Genomic DNA, 20,046 nt, shown 5'->3' with positions numbered 1-20,046 from the left:
CCATCTGAGTCAGCCTCAGCAGCAAAGCCGCAGCGAAGAGCTGGTTGCCTGTAACGGAAATGCCACCTGCCGTGCCGAGGTCAGGGAGAAATACGCGGCTGAATACGACAAGTTACAGAATGAGATAGCGAATTGTTCCTCACCAGAACAGTGTGTTGCCTTGGCAAAAGAGTTAAAAGGATGGCAAGGGGATTACAGCGCTCGCATGACCGAGCTGGAAAATAAAGAGCGGAATGAGGGAGTAAGTGCACTAACTGAGGCGGAGGTTCAGGAATGGGCTAACCTGCGTGGTGCGATGTCGAATATTGATGCATCGCGCAATTTGCTGGTGAACCGTGCTCAGTTGCTGGGTGGTTCTGAGGATACCTCGGCAGAAGTTGCCAATATCATGGGGCATGCCGGAATCGCCAGTGCGGCAGGAATTGCTGGGGGTGTCAGTAAGGCTGGATCGTCAGGTAAAGGGCAATCGGGAACAGGAAGCGCAATACCTGTTCCTGAGTCAGTAATGGCTTCAAATGGATTAAAATATAAATCTAATCCTAAACATACTCTGGGGGGTGATGGCAATCGCCCTAACGCAGGAATTGAGCCGAGAGATTCATTGGATCTTTTTGCGCAATCTATTTCAAGTTCAAAGCAATATCCAAATAAAGAAGTTCGGTTCTCTGTGGATGGTCAAGGTAATGTTCATCGTTTTGAAGGTACTAATGGTGAATATCACTGGAATGGTAGTTCTGGTGATGAAAAAAATAAACTGACAGGCAAGCAGATACCAAGTGATATTCAGAAGCAGTTGGGGGTTAGGATAAAATGATTTATGGTGATCCATTCTATTTTGCGCTCCAGTTCGACGTTGTTGAACATTGGACTTCTCCTGGTGATATTTGGAAAAATGGACTGTTTTCTTTGTATCTTGATGGAAGGAGGATCTTTGATGTTGTTGATGTATTTGAGTTAAAAACTACGTTTGGTTTTTATTCCAAGTCGCCCGTGGATGGGTTGATTGTTAATGATTTAATTGTGGATGCAGTAACCCTATATAGGAATGCAGAGAGTTATTTTACTGGCGACGGTGATGTTCTTATTGATGGGTTGTTTGATTTGACATGCACAGCTATGGGCGATAATGGATATTATCTTTATTTTATGAAAACGAGTTCTAGTGATCGTTTGGTATGGAGTATTGATGATGGAAAAGAAATCCATGAGGTGCTTCTTCCATCAGGTACAATATGTAATGTAATTAATGATCTACGAGATGTTAACTTATAAAGAATCCCGGCCCTTAACAGGCTGGGATTTTTTATCTGCTTGTAAGATCCTAAGCTCCGCCTCAATCACCAGCCGCCCGCGCTCCACGGTGACGGTAACGGGCTGTTCGGTGTTAAAACCGAGATCTTCCAGCCAGCGACCCTTGAGGGTGAGTTGCGGCGGCGGGTTGCCCGAAAATGCTTCAACCCCCGGATAGGAAATGTTTTGTGGCCACCGCCAGTTGGCCGTGTCCCCAAAACCACCCGGTCAGGGTCATGCCCCGACACCCCAGCGTTAAAACAAAAACCCCCGGCGCGGGCCGGGGGTAGTGTTGGTTACTCGGCAAACGTCAGGCCGCCGGGGTAATGCTTGATCCAGTTGGCGGCGGCGTCCGGGTCAAAGGGTTCGATGCTCAGCCCTTCGAGACAGTGCCACAGCTCGCGGGTGTTCTGGGCGGTGATCACCATGCAGCCGGGCATGATGCGTATTTTTAACGGCATTCCGTCGGTAAACCCGGCCTCGGTGAGCCACATCCCTTGTCTTGAGCATGAGCTGCGGCAGCAATGTGTTCTCCATTCCATCAGGGGAACCGATGGCATAGTTTTCCTCGCTGCTGCTCAACGCATAAACTCCGTACCTTCCCGCCATTCCACCAATCTTCACCTCCCTTGACGCACGTCAAGGGACGACCCGCAGACAGGAATATGATTGATAATCGTTATTACTTGCTTTGATGCATTGCCGTCTGTGAGTTGACGGAATGCCGCGTACTGTCAGTGAAGGAATGTCGTATGGCCCTGAGTCTTCAAACGCTGCTTGATCTCCCTCTTAACGTGAATGCCGTGGTGGCGCGTATCCGTTCAACGGGCGAATACCAGCAACGGCTGACCGAGCTTGGCATCCGCGTCGGCGGGCAGGTGCGCGTGATTCAGCGCGACGCCAATCAGCCGTTGATGCTGGCCTCCGGCGACAGCCGGGTGGCGATCAACTGGGAGATGGGCAAGCAGGTGTGGGTGTCGCCACAGCAATAATCAGCATCAATAGATTTATGATTTATAGCAATCAATCTATAACAACAGGTTTACGACAACGGTCGTTCTTCTGACGCAACAATGGGTATGAGGTCAACACAGCGATGACACTGGAAGCATTGGCGGTGGGCACACAGTGGCGTGTGCTGGGGTTTCAGAAGGGCTCGGCGGATTACCGCAAGCGTCTGCTGGCGCTGGGCGTTACGCCGGGGGTGGAGTTTTCGGTGTCGCGCGTGGCGCCGTTGGGCGACCCGATTGAGCTGCGTCTGCGCGGCGCGGCGATCAGCGTGCGTAAAGGCGAAGCGCAGATTTTGATTCTGGAAAAATGTTAATCCGGGCAGGTAAGGATTTTTTATGAGTACGCAATCCGTAATTTGCGTGGTGGGTAACCCGAACTGTGGCAAAACGACGTTATTCAACGTCCTGACCGGCGGTAAGCAAACTGTCGGCAACTGGCCGGGCGTGACGGTGGAAAAGAAGGTCGGGAGCTACCGCTATCAGCAGCAACAGGTGACGCTGGTGGATCTGCCGGGGGTCTACTCGCTGAACCCGTCTTCCGAGAGTTCGGAAGATGAGCGGGTGGCACGCGATTACATCCTGTCCGGTGAAGCCAACCTGGTGCTGAATATCGTCGATGCTTCCAATCTGGAGCGTAACCTGTATCTCACCGCGCAGTTGCTGGATATGCAGGTGCCGATGGTGGTGGCCGTCAACATGATGGATATCGCCATCGCCCGCAAACTGGACATTGATATCGCCGGTTTGCAGCAGCGATTGGGATGTCCGGTCATCCCGATTACCGCCAGCCAGAAGAAAGGCATCGAGATGCTGCGCGAGGTGTGTCAGGCGGCGCTGGCGCAACCGGTCATTCCACCGGTGTCGATTCCTTACGACGCGCCGCTGAGCCAGGCTGCGCAGGCGATTGCGGAACAGTTGCAGGGGCAGAGTGCCATTCGCAATCCGCATTGGCTGGCGATTCAGTTGCTGGAAGGCGATGTTACCGTGCGTAACCGGGTGCCTGCCGACGCGCTGGCGTTTGCCGATGCGCAGGTGACCCGGCTGGTGGCGGAATATGAAGATGAGCTGGATATCTTTCTGGCGGACGCGCGTTATCAGTTTGTGGGAGCGGTGGCTCGTGAGGTGATCACCCGGCGCGGCGAAGTCTCCGCCACCCTGACCGACAAGATCGACCGCATTGTGCTGCATCGCTTTTTCGGTATTCCGATCTTTCTGCTGGTGATGTACCTGATGTTTGTCTTCACCATCAATGTCGGCAGCGCGTTTATCGACTTTTTCGACAAGCTGTTCGGCACGTTGCTGGTGGATGGGTTCGGCGAACTGCTGCTGGCGCTGCACACCCCTGAATGGCTGAAAACCTTGCTGGCGGATGGCGTGGGCGGCGGTATTCAGACCGTGTCCACCTTTATTCCGGTGATTGGCTGTCTGTATCTGTTCCTGTCCTGGCTGGAGGACTCCGGTTACATGGCGCGGGCGGCGTTCGTGATGGACCGATTCATGCGCAGCATCGGTTTGCCGGGTAAGGCGTTTGTGCCGCTGATCGTCGGCTTTGGCTGCAACGTGCCCGCGGTGATGGCGACCCGCACGATGGAACGCCACAGCGATCGCGTGGTCACGGTGATGATGGCGCCGTTTATGTCTTGCGGCGCACGGCTGCCGGTATACGTGTTGTTTGCCTCGGCGCTGTTTGTCGAAGGCGGGCAGAATCTGGTGTTCGGGTTGTATCTGGTGGGGATTGCCGCCGCCATTGCCACTGGTTTTCTGCTGAAAAATACCGCGCTGAAAGGCGATGCTTCCGCCTTTGTCATGGAGATTCCCCCTTACCATCTGCCCAGTCTGCGCAGCGTGCTGATCCGTACCTGGGAGCGCCTGAAAGGATTCCTGTTGCGCGCCGGCCGGCTGATTGTGGTGGTGGTGACGGTGTTGGGTTTCCTTAACTCGATGGGGACGGACGGTTCGTTCGGCAACCAGAATACCCAGAAGTCGGTGCTGTCGGCAGTGGGTCAAGCCATCGTGCCGGTATTCAAACCGATGGGGATTCGGGAAGAGAACTGGCCGGCGGCGGTGGGTGTCTTCACCGGGATCTTCGCCAAAGAGGCGGTCGTCGGTACGCTGGATTCACTGTATGGCGCCATGGCGGCCTCGCAGAGCGGCGGCGCGAAGGAGGAAAAAACCTTCAGCCTGATCGATGGTATTCACGGCGCGCTGGCGACCATTCCGGAAAACCTGGGCAAGCTGGGCGACGCGCTGCTTAACCCGATGGGGATCAACGTCGGGGATTTGACCGATACCGACACCATCGCCAAAGACAACAAGTTTTCCGTCACCTCGCTGACCGTGATTAGTCAGCTGTTTGACGGCCGGTTGGGCGCATTCAGCTACTTGCTGATGGTGCTGCTGTACATCCCGTGCGTGGCGGCGGTGTCGGCTATCTGGCGTGAAGTGGGAACCGCCTGGACGCTGTTCTGCGCCGGGTGGACCATTCAGGTCGGGTATAGCACCGCGGTGGTGGTGTATCAGGTCGGACGTTTTGCCCAGCATCCGCTGTATTCGTTATGCGCGCTGTTGGGCGTTGCCGCGATGCTGTGCGTCACGGTGATGATGCTGCGCCGTAATGGCTTGCAACGCCAGCGTATGGCGGTGGGTGAAGTGAAGTAACCAGTCGGGCGGGCCTGCCGCCCGCCGGGGAGAATATGATGACGCTATTGGAATTGCGGGATTTTGTCCGCGAACGAAAAAAGGTGTCGCTGCAGGACATCAGCACGGCTTTTAAGGCGGATCCCGGCGTGGTGGAAGGGATGCTGGCGGTGTGGGTGCAGAAAGGCAAAATTCGCTTTCACAGCGGCGAAGCCGCGCCAAAATGCGGCAGCTGCTGCGGCTGCGATAAAAGCCAGGGCCAGTATTACGAGTGGTTGTGACCTACGCAGGCCGGCGGGCGTCAAGCCGTCGGCCCCATCGCTCCTGCCTTGTGGCGACACGCGCTCGCCAGTCTCTATGTGTTAGTGGTTTGTTACGTAATTGCTGAGCCTCATGGCGCGACCGGCATGCCGGCATGTTCGCTGCCCTGCGGCGCTGGCGGCCTGAGCGGGGGCGCCAGGGGGAAAACCAATAAAAACTGACCTGACGCAATATCTAACGCTGACACCCTCTACATAATGAAACACGTAATCCATCGGAGGGGGTGGTGATGGAAAAATTACTTGATCGTTTTTTGAATTATGTCGCGTTTGACACCCAGTCTAAGCAGGGTGTACGGCAGGTGCCGAGTACCGAAGGGCAATTAAAACTGGCGCAGGTGTTGCAACAGGAATTGACCGAGCTGGGGTTTGAGCAGGTATCCGTCAGCAAGCACGGCTGCGTGATGGCGACGTTGCCGGCCAATGTGGCCTGGTCGGTGCCGTCGGTGGGGTTTATCGCCCATATGGATACCGCGCCGGATTTCAGCGGCAAGCACGTCAATCCGCAGATTGTGGAGAATTACCGCGGCGGTGATATCGCGTTGGGCGTGGGCGATGAGGTGCTGTCGCCGGTGATGTTCCCGGTGTTGCACCATCTGTTGGGGCAGACGCTGATTACGACCGATGGCAAAACGCTGTTGGGCGCCGATGACAAGGCGGGGATCGCGGAGATCATTACCGCGCTGGTGCGGCTGAAAAAGCGGCAGATCCCACATGGCGATATTCGCGTCGCCTTTACGCCGGATGAGGAAGTGGGCAAGGGCGCGCAGCATTTTGATGTCGAGGCGTTCCGGGCCGAGTGGGCGTACACGGTGGACGGCGGCGGCGTGGGCGAGCTGGAGTATGAAAACTTCAATGCCGCGTCGGCAGTGGTGAAGATTGTCGGCAACAATGTGCATCCTGGTTGGGCCAAAGGGGTGATGGTTAATGCGCTGTCGCTGGCGACGCGTTTCCACCAACTGGTGCCGGCTGATGAGACCCCGGAACAGACCGAAGGCTATCAGGGGTTCTATCACCTGCACAGCGCGAAAGGGACCGTGGAGCGGGCTGAGCTGCATTACAGCATCCGGGATTTTGAGCGCGACGGTTTTGAGCGGCGCAAGAAAAACCTGTTGGATATCGCCGAAACGGTGGGTAAAGGGTTGCACCCGGATTGTTATATCGAGGTTACGATTACCGACAGCTACTACAACATGCGCGAGCAGGTAGAGCAGTACCCGCATATTATCGCGCTGGCGCAGCAGGCGATGCGCGATTGCGACATTACGCCGCTGATGCAACCGATTCGCGGCGGCACCGATGGCGCGCAGCTTTCCTTCCGGGGGCTGCCGTGCCCTAATCTGTTCACCGGCGGCTACAATGCTCACGGTAAGCACGAGTTTGTCACGCTGGAAGGGATGGAAAGCGCGGTGGCGGTGATTATGCGTATCGCCGAGTTGACCGCGCTGCGTGCCAAAACCCGGCAGACCAACAGCGAGAGCATGTCGGTTAAAGCCTGATGGTGGTTTAGGGTAAAAAAAGAGACGCCGAATGGCGTCTCTTGCGTTTCTGATGACCGGAAAACCGATAATCAGTCGACGAAATACCAGTAGCCGCTGTTGACCAGCGCGGTCAACTGAGCAAGGAACGAGGGATCGTCCAGCGCATCGCCAAGGCGTTCGGCATTCAGCACGTCATAGTGCGCCAGCGCGGCAATGGCCTGCGACTGGCGGCTGTCCAGATGCTCGCCGTTCACGAAGCAGTCCTCGCCGATACGCACAACCCGCAGCCCGCCAAGACGACGCAATGCCTCGCCCTGTTGCAGCAGATCGTACATCTCGCCCGGCTGATAAGGCGGCTCTGGCGGTGCCAGGTCTAATTCATGACGCGACTGGGAGACAAACTCGCCGAACCATTGGCGGAAAGCGTCTTTATGCTGCACCAGATCCAGCATCATGTGCTGCAGTTTATCCAGCTCCTGCGGCAGTATGTCCGCCGGGTGCGCGCGCGAGGGGATATCCGGGTCACTGTAGCGTTGGCCGCCCAGTTCACGAGACAGCACATAGTCGGCGAAACCGCTTACCAGTTCACGGGAGCTGGGTGCGCGGAAGCCTACCGAGTAGTTGAGCGAATTTTCCAGCGAATAGCCTTCATGCGGGAAACTGGGCGGAATATAGAGAATATCGCCGGGCTCCAGCTCCTCATCAATAATGGCGTCGAACGGGTCGACCTGCAGCAGGTCAGGATGGGGGCAGTGCTGCTTCATCGGCACTTTGTCGCCTACGCGCCAGCGACGGCGGCCGGTGCCCTGAATGATAAACACGTCGTACTGGTCAAGATGCGGGCCGACGCCGCCGCTCGGCACCGAGAAGGAAATCATCAGGTCGTCAATGCGCCAGTCAGGCAACTGACGGAAGGGGCGCATCAGCGCGGCGGAAGGTTCATGCCAGTGATCGACCGCCTGCACCAGCAGAGACCAGTTGCTTTCTCCCAGGTGGTCGTAGCTTTCGAACGGACCGTGGCTGACATCCCAGCGGCCGTCCTGATGGCTGACCAGCCGGCTGTCCACCTCGTTTTCCATAGCGAGCCCGGCTAATTCGTCGGGGGTAATTGGATCGATGAAATGGCGGAAACCACCTTTGATGATTACCGGTTTTTTTTGCCAGTGGTGGGTCAGGAAATCCTGCCAGTCGAGATTAAGTTGGTAGTCCATAACGCATTTCCAGTAACAGGGAGCTGTCGGCGATTATAACGAAGTCGCCGTGATGGTGTCCCGTCCTTAATTCACGGGCGAGGCGGCGGGGTTAAAAAGTCCCTGAACCGTATCGACCGGCAGACGGTGGTTTTCCCTGTATTGTAGACGGTTAACGCCAGACGGTGTCAGTTCTCATTCTGACCAAGATGCTGGCGGCCGAAAATAGCTTCCACCTTGGCGCCGCCAAGCGCACTGGCGCCGATCAGAATTTCCCCCTGATACTGCTCGATGATTTCCGCCGCGACCGACAGTCCGATGCCCTGACCGGGGCGCAATGTGTCCGCCCGTTGTCCGCGTTGGAAAATCACTTCCCGTTTGCTGTCGGGAATGCCGGGGCCGTCGTCCTCAATCACCAGATGCAGTTTCTGGCCGGAGTAGCGAGCGCTGATTTCCACGAACTCCAGACAGTATTTACAGGCGTTGTCGAGAATGTTGCCCATCACCTCCATAAAATCGTTTTTCTCGCCAATGAAGGTTAGCTCCGGGGCGATGTCCATCGTCAGCACCACGCCTTTACGCTGGTACACTTTGTTCAGCGCAGAGCAGAGCGCGTCCAGCTGCGCCGGAACGGAGTGCACTTCCCGCGTGATGGCCAGATGTTCCGTTCGCACGCTGGCGCGGTGCAGGTAATAGCCGATTTGCTGCGAGATACGGCTGATTTGCGTCAGCATGATCGGTTCGGCTTGCTCGATGGTCAGTTCCTTACCGGTGCGTAACGAGCGCAGCGTGGTTTGCAGTACGGCCAGCGGCGTTTTCAGGCTGTGGGTCAGGTCGGTGAGGGTGGTGCGGTATTTGTGATAGCGCTGGCGCTCATTGCTCAACAACGTATTCAGGTTGCGCACCAGACTGTTCAGTTCCCGCGGCGGATTTTCGTCCAGATGCTCGCGGGATCCGTGCTCCAGCTCGCTGATCTGATGTACCAGGTGTTTGATCGGCCGCAGGCTCCAGTGCGCCGCCAGCCACAGCAGCGGTAATACCAGCACCAGATGGGCGATAAACACATAGCGGAACCACTCCCAGACTACGTCCGCCTGTTGCAGTTCCTGCGGCACCCGGTCCACCACCACAATCACCATTTTGGGCAGGCGCTCGGACGCCGGGTAAACATTAACGGCGATAGAATGGGTGAACGGCGTTTTATCTTCTGAACTGTAGGCGTGCAGTTTGTCCAGCATTTGCGGGTTGCTGCCCTGCAATACCGCATTGCTGGTATTGGTGTCGGCGTCCAGCTCGTGGTAGTCGGTTTTTTCCAGCCATTCCGCTTTGATCTGGGATTCCAGCTCCGGGACGGCGCGCTCCCGCCACAGCAGTTTGCCGTGCTTATCGTAGATAAATACCAGCGTCGGGTAATTGATGTCGATTTCAGGCGGCGTGGCGATAGTCAGTTGATTGTCGTGCCATTGCGCCAGACTGTAGAACAGGTTGCTTTCGCCGCGCAGCAGGCGGAATGAGGTTTTGTCGAAACTGACGCTGTATCCCACCACGGCCACGATGCCGTAGGAAAGCGTCAGCGCCAGCACCACCGCGGCGGTGGCGATCAGAAAGCGAAAACGCAGCGAAAAAGGAGATTTTTTCAATATGCCATCCAAAATAATATGCCATCCAAAATAAAACATGCCGTCCAGAATGATTAGATATCGAAGCGGTAACCCTGCCCGCGAACGGTAGTGATGACATCGTGGGAATTGGCGGACTGCAATTTTTTGCGCAGTCGACCCATTAGCACGTCAATGGTATGGCTTTCCCGCAATTCGGCGTCCGGGTACAGTTGCAGCATCAGCGACTCCTTGCTGACCACCTTGCCATTATTGCGGATCAGGGTTTCGATAATGGTGTATTCAAACGCGGTCAGCTTCACCGGGTCGCCATTCACCAGTAATTCCCGCCGCGACAGGTCCACCTCAAAGGGCGGCAGGCTGATGATTTGGGAGGCCAGGCCGCTGTTGCGACGCATCAGCGCCTGCATACGCGCCACCACTTCCTCGATGTGAAACGGTTTGGTGACATAATCGTCGGCGCCGGCTTCCAGCACCGCCACTTTTTCCTGCCAGCTTTCCCGTGCGGTGAGAACCAGAATCGGTAATTTGACCTGATGCGCGCGCCAGCGGCGAATCAAACTGGTGCCGTCTTCCACCGGCAGGCCCAGGTCGATAATGGCGATGTCCGGCGCATGTTCCTGAAGGAAATAATCCGCTTCTTTCGCGTCCGCCGCCGCGTCAACCTGATGCCCCATTTCATTCAACTGGACATTGAGGTGATGGCGTAACAGAACATTATCTTCAACGACAAGAATGCGCATGACGTTTTCCTCGGTCATTTTCCTGATGGGATCTATCCAAAGTTAGTGAACTATCAACGTGTTGTACAGACCTTGCAGCCTGCGTCAGCACGTTTACCGCAATCCGGGATAGTCATAGGTAGAAATACGCCATTGTCGGCGCGTACGTCAGCATTATCCACAGTTGTTCTCAACTGAGGCTAAACAGTGAGGCAGGAAATAAGAGCCTATCCAACAGGGCTATTGGGATAGGCTCTAAGCCGGGCGGCGGGATAATGCCGCCCGGAGCAGGGTCAGAGTTCGTCGACCAGTTTCACGGCGCGGCCGATGTAATTGGCCGGGGTCAGCGCTTTGAGACGCGTTTTTTCGTCGTCCGGCAGCGCCAGCCCATCGATAAAGGCTTTCATGCCTTCGGCGTCCACGCGCTTGCCGCGGGTCAGTTCTTTGAGTTTCTCGTAAGGTTTCTCAATGCCGTAACGGCGCATCACCGTCTGGATCGGCTCAGCCAGCACTTCCCAGTTGTGATCCAGCTCGTCCAGCAGGTGATCGCGGTTGACTTCCAGCTTGCTAATGCCTTTCAGGGAAGCCTGATAGGCGATGACCGCATAACCTACGCCGACGCCGAGGTTACGCAGCACCGTGGAATCGGTCAGGTCACGCTGCCAGCGCGATACCGGCAGCTTGCTGGCGAGGTGGCTCATTACCGCATTAGCCAGACCCAGGTTGCCTTCGGAGTTCTCGAAATCGATCGGGTTGACTTTGTGCGGCATGGTTGACGAACCGATTTCACCCGCGATGGTTTTCTGTTTGAAGTGGTTGAGGGCGACGTAGCCCCACACATCGCGGTCGAAGTCGATCAGAATGGTGTTGAAACGGGCGACGCAGTCGAACAGTTCGGCAATGTAGTCGTGGGGTTCAATCTGCGTGGTGTAGGGGTTCCACTGAATGCCCAGCGAAGTGACGAAACTTTCGCTGAACTGGTGCCAGTCGACTGCCGGGTAGGCCACCATATGGGCGTTATAGTTCCCGACGGCGCCGTTGATTTTGCCCAGGATTTCCACCTGCTGCAGTTGACGGAACTGGCGCTCCATACGGTAGGCGACGTTCGCGAATTCTTTACCGATGGTGGACGGCGTGGCCGGCTGGCCGTGGGTACGGGACAGCAACGGAATGTCGCGATACTGCAGCGCCAGCTGTTTGATGGCGTCAATGATGTTGCGCCAGAACGGCAACAGTACATCGCGACGGGCGGTGTCCAGCATCAGGGCGTGGGACAGGTTGTTGATATCTTCGGAGGTACAGGCGAAATGGATAAACTCGCTCACGGCGTGCAGCGCCGGAACCGCCGCCACTTTTTCCTTCAGGAAATACTCCACCGCTTTGACGTCGTGGTTAGTGGTGCGTTCGATGGTTTTGATGCGCGCGGCGTCTTCTTCGCTGAATTCGGCGACAATTTTGTCAAGGAAAGCGTTTGCGTCAGCGTCAAATGCAGGAACTTCCCTGATTTCTGCACAGGCCGCCAGTTTTTGCAGCCAACGTACTTCAACCTGCACACGGAATTTCAGCAAACCGTATTCGCTGAAAATAGTGCGCAACATGCTGACTTTATCGCCATAGCGTCCATCAATGGGGGAAACGGCGGTCAGTGAGGATAATTCCATCGCGAGCAACTCCTGGGATTGTTTTCAAATAAAGAACATCGTTTGTCGTCATCTTATCGCATGGCGAATAGCATTTCATGACGAATGGTATTTCATGGCGGATAGCATTTCATGGTAGACAGTATCTCATGGCGGCGGCCGAACCGGAATAAGCGGCCGCCGTCAATGAGCAGATGCATTGGTTCAGGTCAGTCCTGGCACCGGGCCAGGATCTCCTGCGCATGGCGCACCAGCTTGCTGCGGGAGAACATCAATTGCAGCCGGCTGCCGCCCACCTGTTGCCAGAGTACGGCGGCGCGAATCCCGGCCAGCAGCGCTGCCCGAACCTTCGCCTGAATCTGTGGGTTCCTCAGCACTTCCTGCGCGCCGGTCACCTGAATGCGTGGGCCGAGCTTGCTGATCACGTCTACGTAAATGCCTGCCAGCACATTAATGAAGGTGTCCGACAGCAGATCGTAGTGCTCCAGTTGTCGGTCCAACTGGCTGATGCGGCTGCCCAGTTCGTCCATCGCTTCGCGGTTATTGTGCAGGCGGCGCTCCAGCACCATCAGGCTGAAGGTATAACGCGACAGTTCCGCGCCCAGCCCTTCGCGTGATGAATTGAGAATACCCAGCAGGGTTTCCAGCCCGGTTTTTAGATTACGTTCCGTATTGCCAAAAACATCCAGCGTGCTGGGCGGGTTAATGTTCATGATGCTTTTCAGCGACGCTTTTAGCGCGTCCATATCACAACTGCCCTGATGTGCCAATTGCTGCACCAAATGAGCAGACTGGCAGATTCCTGCCATTGCCAGCGTAATGTCATGATAGTTTTTAGCCACAATTGCTCCTGTCAACATCATCTGGCCGGCGTGCGAGTCCGGAATACCTGTACTATCTGGGTTTCCGATTCGGCTGTGTTCCCGGTTCGGTCCAGAGGAAAAGTAAACGCCGGCGAACATGCCCTGGCTTTGTCACTCACACAGCCTAAAAGGGCGGTGATCATGCCATAAAAATCAGCATGAACCCAGCATGAACCCGGTAAAACCTTGTTCAGGCTGAAAATCGTCAGACCCGATCGTCCGGCAATTCAAGTTTAGTGTCATGAAAACGGAAAAGGTGCCCGAGCCGCGTTTTATTTGACGCAGCGCACTGGTGTGGTTGGTTTTTTATGGGGATGTCAGAAATGCCAGGGGAACCGATGCGGTTCCCCTGGCCGGTGCGGCGGCTGATTATTGCGCCGCGCGCAGGCGTTCTTCGATGATGCCGCCGCCAAGGCAGACTTCGCCCTGATAAAATACGGCGGACTGACCCGGCGTGACCGCGGCTACCGGCTCGTCAAAACGGACTTCGATGCGGTCCGCGTCGATCGGCGTTAAAAGGCAGGGAATATCGGCCTGACGATAGCGGGTTTTTACCATGCAACGCAGCGGTTGAGTCAGCGGCTCGCGATCGACCCAGTGCAGTTGCTGGGCAATCAGGCCGACGGACATCAGACGCGGGTGTTCATGACCCTGAGCGACATACAGCACGTTGCTGGCGACATCTTTGTCGACCACGTACCACGGATCGTCGCCGCCTTCTTTCACGCCGCCAATGCCAAGACCTTTACGCTGACCCAGCGTGTGGTACATCAGCCCCTGATGTTCGCCCATCGCCTTGCCATCGTCGACAGACAGAATCGGGCCGGGCTGTGCGGGCAGGTAGCGCGCCAGAAAGTCGCGGAATTTGCGCTCGCCGATGAAACAGATGCCGGTGGAGTCTTTTTTCCGGGCGGTGGCCAGATCCAGCTGTTCCGCGATTTTGCGTACCTGCGGTTTTTCCAGCTCGCCGACCGGGAACAGACTCTGCGCCAGTTGCTGGTGGCTCAGGGTATAAAGGAAATAACTCTGGTCCTTGTTGCCGTCCAGACCGCGCAGCAGGCGGCTTTTACCGTCCACATCCTTACGGCGCACGTAATGGCCGGTGGCGATGTAGTCCGCCCCCAAGTCTTCGGCGGCAAACTCCAGGAAAGCTTTGAACTTGATTTCCTTGTTGCACAAAATATCGGGATTGGGAGTGCGACCGGCGCGGTATTCCGCCAGAAAGTGCTCAAAAACGTTGTCCCAATATTCGGCGGCGAAATTGACGGTGTGCAGTTCAATGCCCAGTTTGTCGCAGACAGCCTGCGCATCGGCCAAATCAGTGGCGGCGGAGCAATACTCCGTATCGTCATCTTCTTCCCAGTTCTTCATGAACAGGCCTTCTACCCGATACCCCTGCTGTTGCAGCAGGTAGGCGGATACCGATGAGTCAACACCGCCGGACATACCGACAATGACTTTTTTCTGGCTGTTATCTGACATGGCAGTCTCGCAAACTCTTAATAAAGCGTCTTAATTCTTAATGATGTAAAGCGTTAAGGCGAAAAACAGGCGTAATAGTATAACACACTCGCCTCGTGGAAGCACGGCCGACGCCCGCGCAGGGATTGTCTGTTCCGGTACGACGAACGCCGTACCGGACAGGGTTTTCCAGCGTTACACCGGGTCAGGAAACGGCCAGTTGAAGGCTTCCAGTATACTTAGCGGGTAGCGCTGGCCGCGCTGATAGCAGATCAGGCTGGCGGCCACCAATGGGGAGCGCAGGCAGTCGGCCCGGAGAATGTCTTCCGGCTTCAGCCAATGGCAGCAGGCGATGTCGCTATCGTACGGGGTGGTGGGCAGCCGTTCGGGCAGGTCGAGGGTGAAACTAAAACGCAGAAAGGGCGTTTTGTCCGGTGCGATCCACTGGTGCAGTTGCAGGAAGCTTTGCGGCGTGGCGTGAATACCGGTTTCCTCAAACAGTTCTCGCTGCGCCGCCTGAATCAGGGTTTCGTCCGCCTCCAGATGGCCGGCAGGCTGGTTCCACAGACGCCGGTGGTTAATTTCTTCCTCAACAACCAGAAAATGGCCTTCCGCCTGTACGACACAGGCCACGGTCACATGCGGTTTAAACATGGTCGATCTCCCTCCATTCGCCGGGGTGCAATCCATCAAGCGTTTGATTCGCCATACTGTAGCGAATCAAACGCAGCGTTGGGTAGCCGATATGCGCCGTCATACGTCTGACCTGGCGGTTACGCCCTTCGTACAACGTGATTTTCAGCCAGCTAACCGGAATATTTTTGCGTTCGCGGATCGGCGGCTGGCGCGGCCACAACCAGATTGGCTCCTCCACCTGTTCAGCACCGGCGGGCAGGGTTGGGCCGTCGCTCAGTATCAGGCCGGTGCGAAACGCGTGCAAAGCTTCTTCGTCGGGAACGCCTTCAACCTGGGCGTAATAGATTTTGGGCGTTTTCTTGCCGGGCTGGGTCAGACGCGCCTGCAGCTTGCCGTCGTTGGTCAGTATCATCAGACCTTCGCTGTCCCGGTCCAGTCGGCCGGCGGAATAGACGTCGCGAAAGGGGACATAGTCCTTCAGCGTGGCGCGGCCGCCCTCGTCGGTAAACTGGGAAAGCACATCGAAAGGCTTATTGAACAGCACGATGCGCGTTTTCGTTACGGCGGTGGATTCATTTTTTGCCGGTCGAGAGCTGAATCGTTTAAGTCGGTGATTTTTAACAGGGAATTTATTCATCTTATTACTGGCTGTGGATGGCAAAACCATTATACTCGAAATGGTTTGTGATTGGCTCAGGCTAAATATTCAAGTAGTATTGACACGCATCTTACAAGTCATTAACAAAATGGCGCTCGAAGGAGAGGTTAATGGAAAGTAAAGTAGTTGTACCGGCAGAAGGGCAGAAAATCACGGTTGACGCTCAGGGTAAACTGGTCGTGCCGGCTAATCCGATCATTCCGTTTATCGAAGGCGACGGTATCGGTGTCGATGTTACGCCAGCCATGATTAACGTTGTCGATGCCGCGGTGAACAAAGCTTACCAGGGCAAGCGCAAAATTTCCTGGATGGAAATTTACACCGGTGAGAAATCCACTCAGGTGTATGGTCAAGATGTTTGGTTGCCGGATGAAACGCTGGATCTGATCCGCGAATACCGTGTAGCCATTAAAGGGCCGCTGACCACGCCGGTAGGCGGCGGTATCCGTTCTCTGAACGTGGCGCTGCGCCAGCAACTGGATCTGTACGTTTGTCTGCGTCCGGTTCGTTATTACGAAGGCACGCCAAGCCCGGTTAAACAGCCCGAACTGACCGACATGGTCATTTTCCGTGAAAACGCCGAAGACATTTATGCCGGTATCGAGTGGAAAGCCGGTACGCCGGAAGCGGACAAAGTAATCAAGTTCCTGCAAGACGAAATGGGCGTGAAGAAAATCCGTTTCCCGCAGCAGTGCGGTATCGGTGTGAAGCCTTGTTCTGAAGAAGGGACCAAACGTCTGGTTCGCGCCGCGATCGAATACGCCATCACCAATGATCGCGATTCCGTGACGCTGGTGCATAAAGGCAACATCATGAAATTCACCGAAGGCGCGTTCAAAGACTGGGGTTACCAGTTGGCTCGCGAAGAGTTCGGCGGTGAGCTGATTGATGGCGGCCCGTGGGTGAAAATCAAGAACCCGAAAACCGGCAAAGACATCATTGTTAAAGATGTGATTGCCGACGCCTTCCTGCAGCAGATTCTGCTGCGTCCGGCAGAGTACGATGTCATCGCCTGTATGAACCTGAACGGCGACTATATTTCCGATGCGCTGGCGGCGCAGGTGGGCGGGATCGGCATCGCGCCGGGCGCCAACATCGGTGATGAATGCGCGCTGTTCGAAGCCACTCACGGTACGGCGCCGAAGTACGCCGGCCAGGACAAAGTGAACCCGGGTTCCGTGATTCTGTCCGCTGAAATGATGCTGCGTCACTTGCAGTGGTTCGAAGCGGCTGACCTGATCGTGAAAGGTATGGAAGGCGCGATCAAGAACAAGACCGTCACCTATGACTTTGAGCGACTGATGGAAGGCGCCACGCTGCGTAAGTGTAGCGAGTTTGCCCAGGACATCATCAGCAATATGTAATCGACGATTGCATCGAACCTCACGGCGGCTCTGGCTTCCGTGAGGTTGTTTTCTGGGTGAGGTTGCTTTCCGGCGATGTTTGCCGTTTTTCTGACGTACTATTCCGCATTAATTGTGAGTCTTTTGGCTTGCCGTTCCGCATTTTTGTACTATCACTTTACTTTCTCTTCTCTTTTTTAACGCATTTTCTTCGTTCGAACCGTCGATCTTGTCTGGCATTAAGCGAGTGAATCAACAGTAGCCTGTTTTTCCTGTTCATTTCCGCATCGGGTCAGAATGAGATTGGCATCGGATATAACGCCGGTAGGTATAATTGTTATTTCGGTTTTACGCGCCAATTTTCTTAAAGAGAAAGTCTTTTATCGGCATTTAACCGATCAGAGAAAACGTATCCGCTGTTCTATCAGTTATGAGAAGTCGTAAATAAGAACATTTTTATAGTGATAAGTTATCAACTTTGCATTGACGATTGGGAATAACGATCTATTAAGATAATTAACCACTTGCGTTTCCCTCTATTTTTTATGGCAATCAAGGAATCTTAGAAAATCTTGGCGACAGGTCTTCCTCCTTGTCTGCATTTTGCTATTCTGTTGATGCTGCCCGCTAATTTGCATGAAAGAGGCGAACCCTGGTGTGGGGAAGAGACTGAGCAAAGAGGGATAGTAGCCAGTTATCGTTTTAAATTTAATCGAAAGAGATCGATGGATTTTATTCATCGATGATTTTTTTTGCGTGAAAAGTTACGGTAAGCACCGTCACGACAACAGGCTACAATTTTTTCTGAAAGAAAAAACAATGGATAATGTGAGGGGAACCCCCATGAGTCGAGCCCCAGCAAATAAAGATGAAAAAAGCCGACTTGAGGCATTGAAAGAGTACGGCATCAGTAAACCACTGTCTGATCCTGGTTTTGACAATTTGATCAATCTGGCGGCTAACGTTTTCAACGTCCCTATCGTATTGATTTCGCTGATAGAGGAAGAACGACAATTGTTTGCCGCCAGCGTCGGCATGTCGGTGTGCGAAACGTCAAGAGACGAATCATTCTGTGCGCATGCGATTCTCAAAAAACGGATTATGGTGATCCCCGATACGCGCAAAGATCCCCGCTTCCAGGACAATCCATTGGTAACCGGTGAGCCGCACATCCGTTTTTACGCAGGTATCCCATTGCGGACGCCGAGCGGCTTTCCCATCGGTGTGTTATGCATCATTGATAACAAGCCCCGAACTTCTCTCAGCGCCCGCGATGCGCATAATTTGCAGGATTTTGCCGCGCTGGTGATGGACAAACTGGAGATGCGGCGTCTGGATCTGGCGCGCCGCGCCAGTCAGGCTCGCTTTGAGAGCATCGCCGAATCCTCGCCGGATGCCATTCTCTGCGTCAACGACAGAGGTACGATTACCTTCTGGAACGAATCGGCAGAAAAAATGCTGGAGTACAGCCGTGAGCAGATTGTCGGCGAACACATCAGCATTATCGTACCGGATATGTTCGTGGTGCAGTTGCATCATCTGGCGACGGACAAAACTGCGATATTCAAAGGTAGCTCGATCGAGCTGGAAACGCGTGCATTGCCTGGCACTTTGATTCCAACCGAGCTAACGGTGTCGATGTGGCATGACAACAATCAGACGCGTTACGGCATCATTCTGCGTGATATCACCGAAAGGCAACGTTATGAAGAGCGCTTGTTCCTGCAGGCGCACCGCGATCCGCTGACCGGGCTGGCCAACCGCACGCTACTGACGTCCACGCTGGAGCAGGTGCTGAAAAACGGTGAGCCAACCGCCATCATGATTATCGATCTGGATGGCTTCAAGGATATCAACGACAGTCTTGGTCATGCCAGCGGCGACGAGATTCTGTCCAGTGTCGCCAAACGATTACTGGATAATGTCCGTTCCGGCGATCTGGTGGCCCGTATGGGGGGCGATGAGTTCGCGATTCTGTTGCCGAAGCAGAATGACGAAGCACAGGTGGCAAAGCTGGCGGAAAAAATCATTTATGATATTTCGCAAGCTGTGCCGGTTGATGACAAACAAATCAACACCAGCGCCAGCATCGGGCTGGTGATGTATCCGGCGCATGGGACAACCGTGCAGGATCTGCTCACCAGCGCCGATCTGGCGTTATATCAGGCGAAGGCGGACGGGCGTAACTGCTATCGCTTCTTTACCCGTGAGCTGAGAGAAGTATTTCAGGCTCGGCATGCTTTCCAGCTGGAATTTATCCGGGCGTATGAACAGGAAGAGTTCGAGGTGTTTTATCAGCCTCAGGTCAGCCTGGTTAACAGTAAAGTCGTGGGCGCTGAGGCGTTGCTGCGCTGGCGCCATCCTTATAAAGGGTTGCTGGGGCCGGCGGCGTTTATGTCCGCGCTGGAACGAGGCCCCTGGGCTGAGCGCATTGGCGACTGGGTCGTGCGGTCCGCCTGCCAGCAGGCATCTGACTGGTGCCGGTCTGGAGCAGGGAATTTCCGTATCAGCATCAACCTGTTCGCGGCCCAGTTTCGTTCCGGCATGCTGGCGCAGAAAATCAAGGAAGTCCTGACGCAAACGGGCCTTAAACCTGGCGCGCTGGAGCTGGAAATCACGGAGAACATCATATTGCGGCACGATGAGAATATGATGAAACCTCTCAATGAGCTGCGTAATAGCGGCGTCGGCATCGCTTTTGACGACTATGGCACAGGTTATGCCTCACTCAGCATGTTGAAGCATTACCCGGTCACGCGGCTTAAGATCGATCAAACCTTTGTGCGCGCTATGTGTGAGTCGGCGCCGGATGCGGCGATTGTCCGCGCGATTCTCTATCTGGGAAAAAGCTTCGGTCTGGATGTGATCGCCGAAGGGGTGGAAACACAGGAGCAATGTGAAAGACTGCTCAACAAAGGATGCGAACAGGCTCAGGGCTATCTGTTTGGCCGGCCGATGCCGGCAGAAGAGTTCGAAAAACTGCTGGGTCTAGAGGATGCGCCGTTGGCCCATTGATAGTGCTGTTATTATGTAACTGGCATCCGTTAAGTAGCGAAAATGCGCATGGGTGCCACGATATTTTGAATAATCCGGGCGAGGTGCGGCAAAGCAGGTCTGGTTACATCGCTTCTGAGCATGCGGCCTGTGCCATCGGTCAGGCTGATCGGTGTTTTTCG

General features: G+C 55.1%; 18 protein-coding genes and 1 pseudogene. 9 read left to right on the top strand and 10 right to left on the bottom strand.

All coding sequences use genetic code 11. The annotated features are described in order from the left end of the window. Positions 1-814 (top strand): hemolysin/hemagglutinin-like protein HecA precursor (locus DXX3274_RS23375; protein WP_084478770.1); only part of this gene is annotated, 814 nt, incomplete at its 5' end. Next, positions 811-1,272, top strand: coding sequence for an immunity 42 family protein (locus DXX3274_RS12000; RefSeq protein ID WP_042859957.1), 462 nt, complete (start codon positions 811-813; stop codon positions 1,270-1,272). The genes DXX3274_RS23375 and DXX3274_RS12000, both read left to right, overlap by 4 nt. On the opposite strand, the pseudogene DXX3274_RS22860 reads toward DXX3274_RS12000, so the two are convergent. Beyond that, a pseudogene (locus DXX3274_RS22860) lies at positions 1,267-1,440 on the bottom strand (SymE family type I addiction module toxin); the annotation flags it as partial. The gene DXX3274_RS12000 and the pseudogene DXX3274_RS22860 overlap by 6 nt on opposite strands. Before the next feature lie 146 nt (positions 1,441-1,586). Continuing rightward, a complete protein-coding gene (locus tag DXX3274_RS11995) occupies positions 1,587-1,784 on the bottom strand; it encodes a SymE family type I addiction module toxin (RefSeq protein ID WP_042859956.1) in 198 nt (65 codons plus the stop codon). A gap of 258 nt (positions 1,785-2,042) precedes the next feature. Between DXX3274_RS11995 and DXX3274_RS11990 the strand changes: the two genes are divergently transcribed. The 5 genes from DXX3274_RS11990 to pepT all read left to right on the top strand — a co-directional run bounded on the left by DXX3274_RS11990 (position 2,043) and on the right by pepT (position 6,756). Further along, positions 2,043-2,282, top strand: coding sequence for a FeoA family protein (locus tag DXX3274_RS11990; protein ID WP_013318104.1), 240 nt, complete (start codon positions 2,043-2,045; stop codon positions 2,280-2,282). A 104-nt stretch (positions 2,283-2,386) separates the two neighbouring features. Next, complete coding sequence (locus DXX3274_RS11985) at positions 2,387-2,614, top strand: FeoA family protein (RefSeq protein ID WP_012769649.1); 228 nt, start codon at positions 2,387-2,389, stop codon at positions 2,612-2,614. 22 nt (positions 2,615-2,636) lie between these two features. After that, positions 2,637-4,958, top strand: coding sequence for a Fe(2+) transporter permease subunit FeoB (gene feoB / locus DXX3274_RS11980; protein WP_042859955.1), 2,322 nt, complete (start codon positions 2,637-2,639; stop codon positions 4,956-4,958). 35 nt (positions 4,959-4,993) lie between these two features. Further along, positions 4,994-5,218 carry a FeoC-like transcriptional regulator gene (locus tag DXX3274_RS11975; protein WP_238556035.1) on the top strand — a complete coding sequence of 75 codons (225 nt, stop codon included), beginning with the start codon at positions 4,994-4,996 and terminating at the stop codon, positions 5,216-5,218. 269 nt (positions 5,219-5,487) lie between these two features. Continuing rightward, positions 5,488-6,756: a peptidase T gene (pepT, locus tag DXX3274_RS11970; protein ID WP_042859954.1), complete on the top strand. Its 1,269-nt coding sequence runs from the start codon at positions 5,488-5,490 to the stop codon at positions 6,754-6,756. A 71-nt stretch (positions 6,757-6,827) separates the two neighbouring features. Here pepT and DXX3274_RS11965 read toward each other — a convergent pair whose 3' ends face one another. The 8 genes from DXX3274_RS11965 to rluE all read right to left on the bottom strand — a co-directional run bounded on the left by DXX3274_RS11965 (position 6,828) and on the right by rluE (position 15,506). After that, the gene (locus tag DXX3274_RS11965) at positions 6,828-7,949 is read right to left on the bottom strand and encodes a cupin domain-containing protein (protein WP_042859953.1); all 1,122 of its coding nucleotides are present in this window, start codon (positions 7,947-7,949) and stop codon (positions 6,828-6,830) included. A 167-nt stretch (positions 7,950-8,116) separates the two neighbouring features. Then, complete coding sequence (phoQ, locus tag DXX3274_RS11960; RefSeq protein ID WP_050569866.1) at positions 8,117-9,607, bottom strand: two-component system sensor histidine kinase PhoQ; 1,491 nt, start codon at positions 9,605-9,607, stop codon at positions 8,117-8,119. Between the two features lie 14 nt (positions 9,608-9,621). Continuing rightward, a complete protein-coding gene (gene phoP / locus DXX3274_RS11955) occupies positions 9,622-10,290 on the bottom strand; it encodes a two-component system response regulator PhoP (protein ID WP_042862080.1) in 669 nt (222 codons plus the stop codon). 272 nt (positions 10,291-10,562) lie between these two features. Next, positions 10,563-11,930, bottom strand: a complete 1,368-nt coding sequence (gene purB, locus DXX3274_RS11950; RefSeq protein ID WP_042859952.1) for an adenylosuccinate lyase — start codon at positions 11,928-11,930, stop codon at positions 10,563-10,565. 188 nt (positions 11,931-12,118) lie between these two features. Beyond that, the gene (gene hflD / locus DXX3274_RS11945) at positions 12,119-12,751 is read right to left on the bottom strand and encodes a high frequency lysogenization protein HflD (RefSeq protein WP_042859951.1); all 633 of its coding nucleotides are present in this window, start codon (positions 12,749-12,751) and stop codon (positions 12,119-12,121) included. A 390-nt stretch (positions 12,752-13,141) separates the two neighbouring features. After that, complete coding sequence (gene mnmA, locus DXX3274_RS11940) at positions 13,142-14,254, bottom strand: tRNA 2-thiouridine(34) synthase MnmA (protein ID WP_042859950.1); 1,113 nt, start codon at positions 14,252-14,254, stop codon at positions 13,142-13,144. Between the two features lie 174 nt (positions 14,255-14,428). Continuing rightward, positions 14,429-14,887 carry an NUDIX domain-containing protein gene (locus DXX3274_RS11935; protein ID WP_042859949.1) on the bottom strand — a complete coding sequence of 153 codons (459 nt, stop codon included), beginning with the start codon at positions 14,885-14,887 and terminating at the stop codon, positions 14,429-14,431. Next, positions 14,880-15,506 (bottom strand): 23S rRNA pseudouridine(2457) synthase RluE, encoded by a 627-nt coding sequence (gene rluE / locus DXX3274_RS11930; RefSeq protein WP_042859948.1) that lies wholly within the window; start codon positions 15,504-15,506, stop codon positions 14,880-14,882. The genes DXX3274_RS11935 and rluE overlap by 8 nt, the downstream gene beginning before the upstream one ends. 131 nt (positions 15,507-15,637) lie before the next feature. On the opposite strand from rluE, the gene icd reads away from it, so the two are divergent. Further along, entirely contained in the window at positions 15,638-16,891 is a 1,254-nt protein-coding gene (gene icd, locus DXX3274_RS11925; RefSeq protein ID WP_038919185.1) for an NADP-dependent isocitrate dehydrogenase, read from the top strand. Between the two features lie 822 nt (positions 16,892-17,713). Next, positions 17,714-19,885 (top strand): EAL domain-containing protein, encoded by a 2,172-nt coding sequence (locus tag DXX3274_RS11920; protein ID WP_042859947.1) that lies wholly within the window; start codon positions 17,714-17,716, stop codon positions 19,883-19,885. Positions 19,886-20,046: the final 161 nt, after the last annotated feature.

The organism is Dickeya sp. NCPPB 3274 (assembly GCF_000406205.1).
Classification (GTDB): domain Bacteria; phylum Pseudomonadota; class Gammaproteobacteria; order Enterobacterales; family Enterobacteriaceae; genus Dickeya; species Dickeya fangzhongdai.
This window is presented reverse-complemented; position numbering and strand designations above follow the sequence as displayed.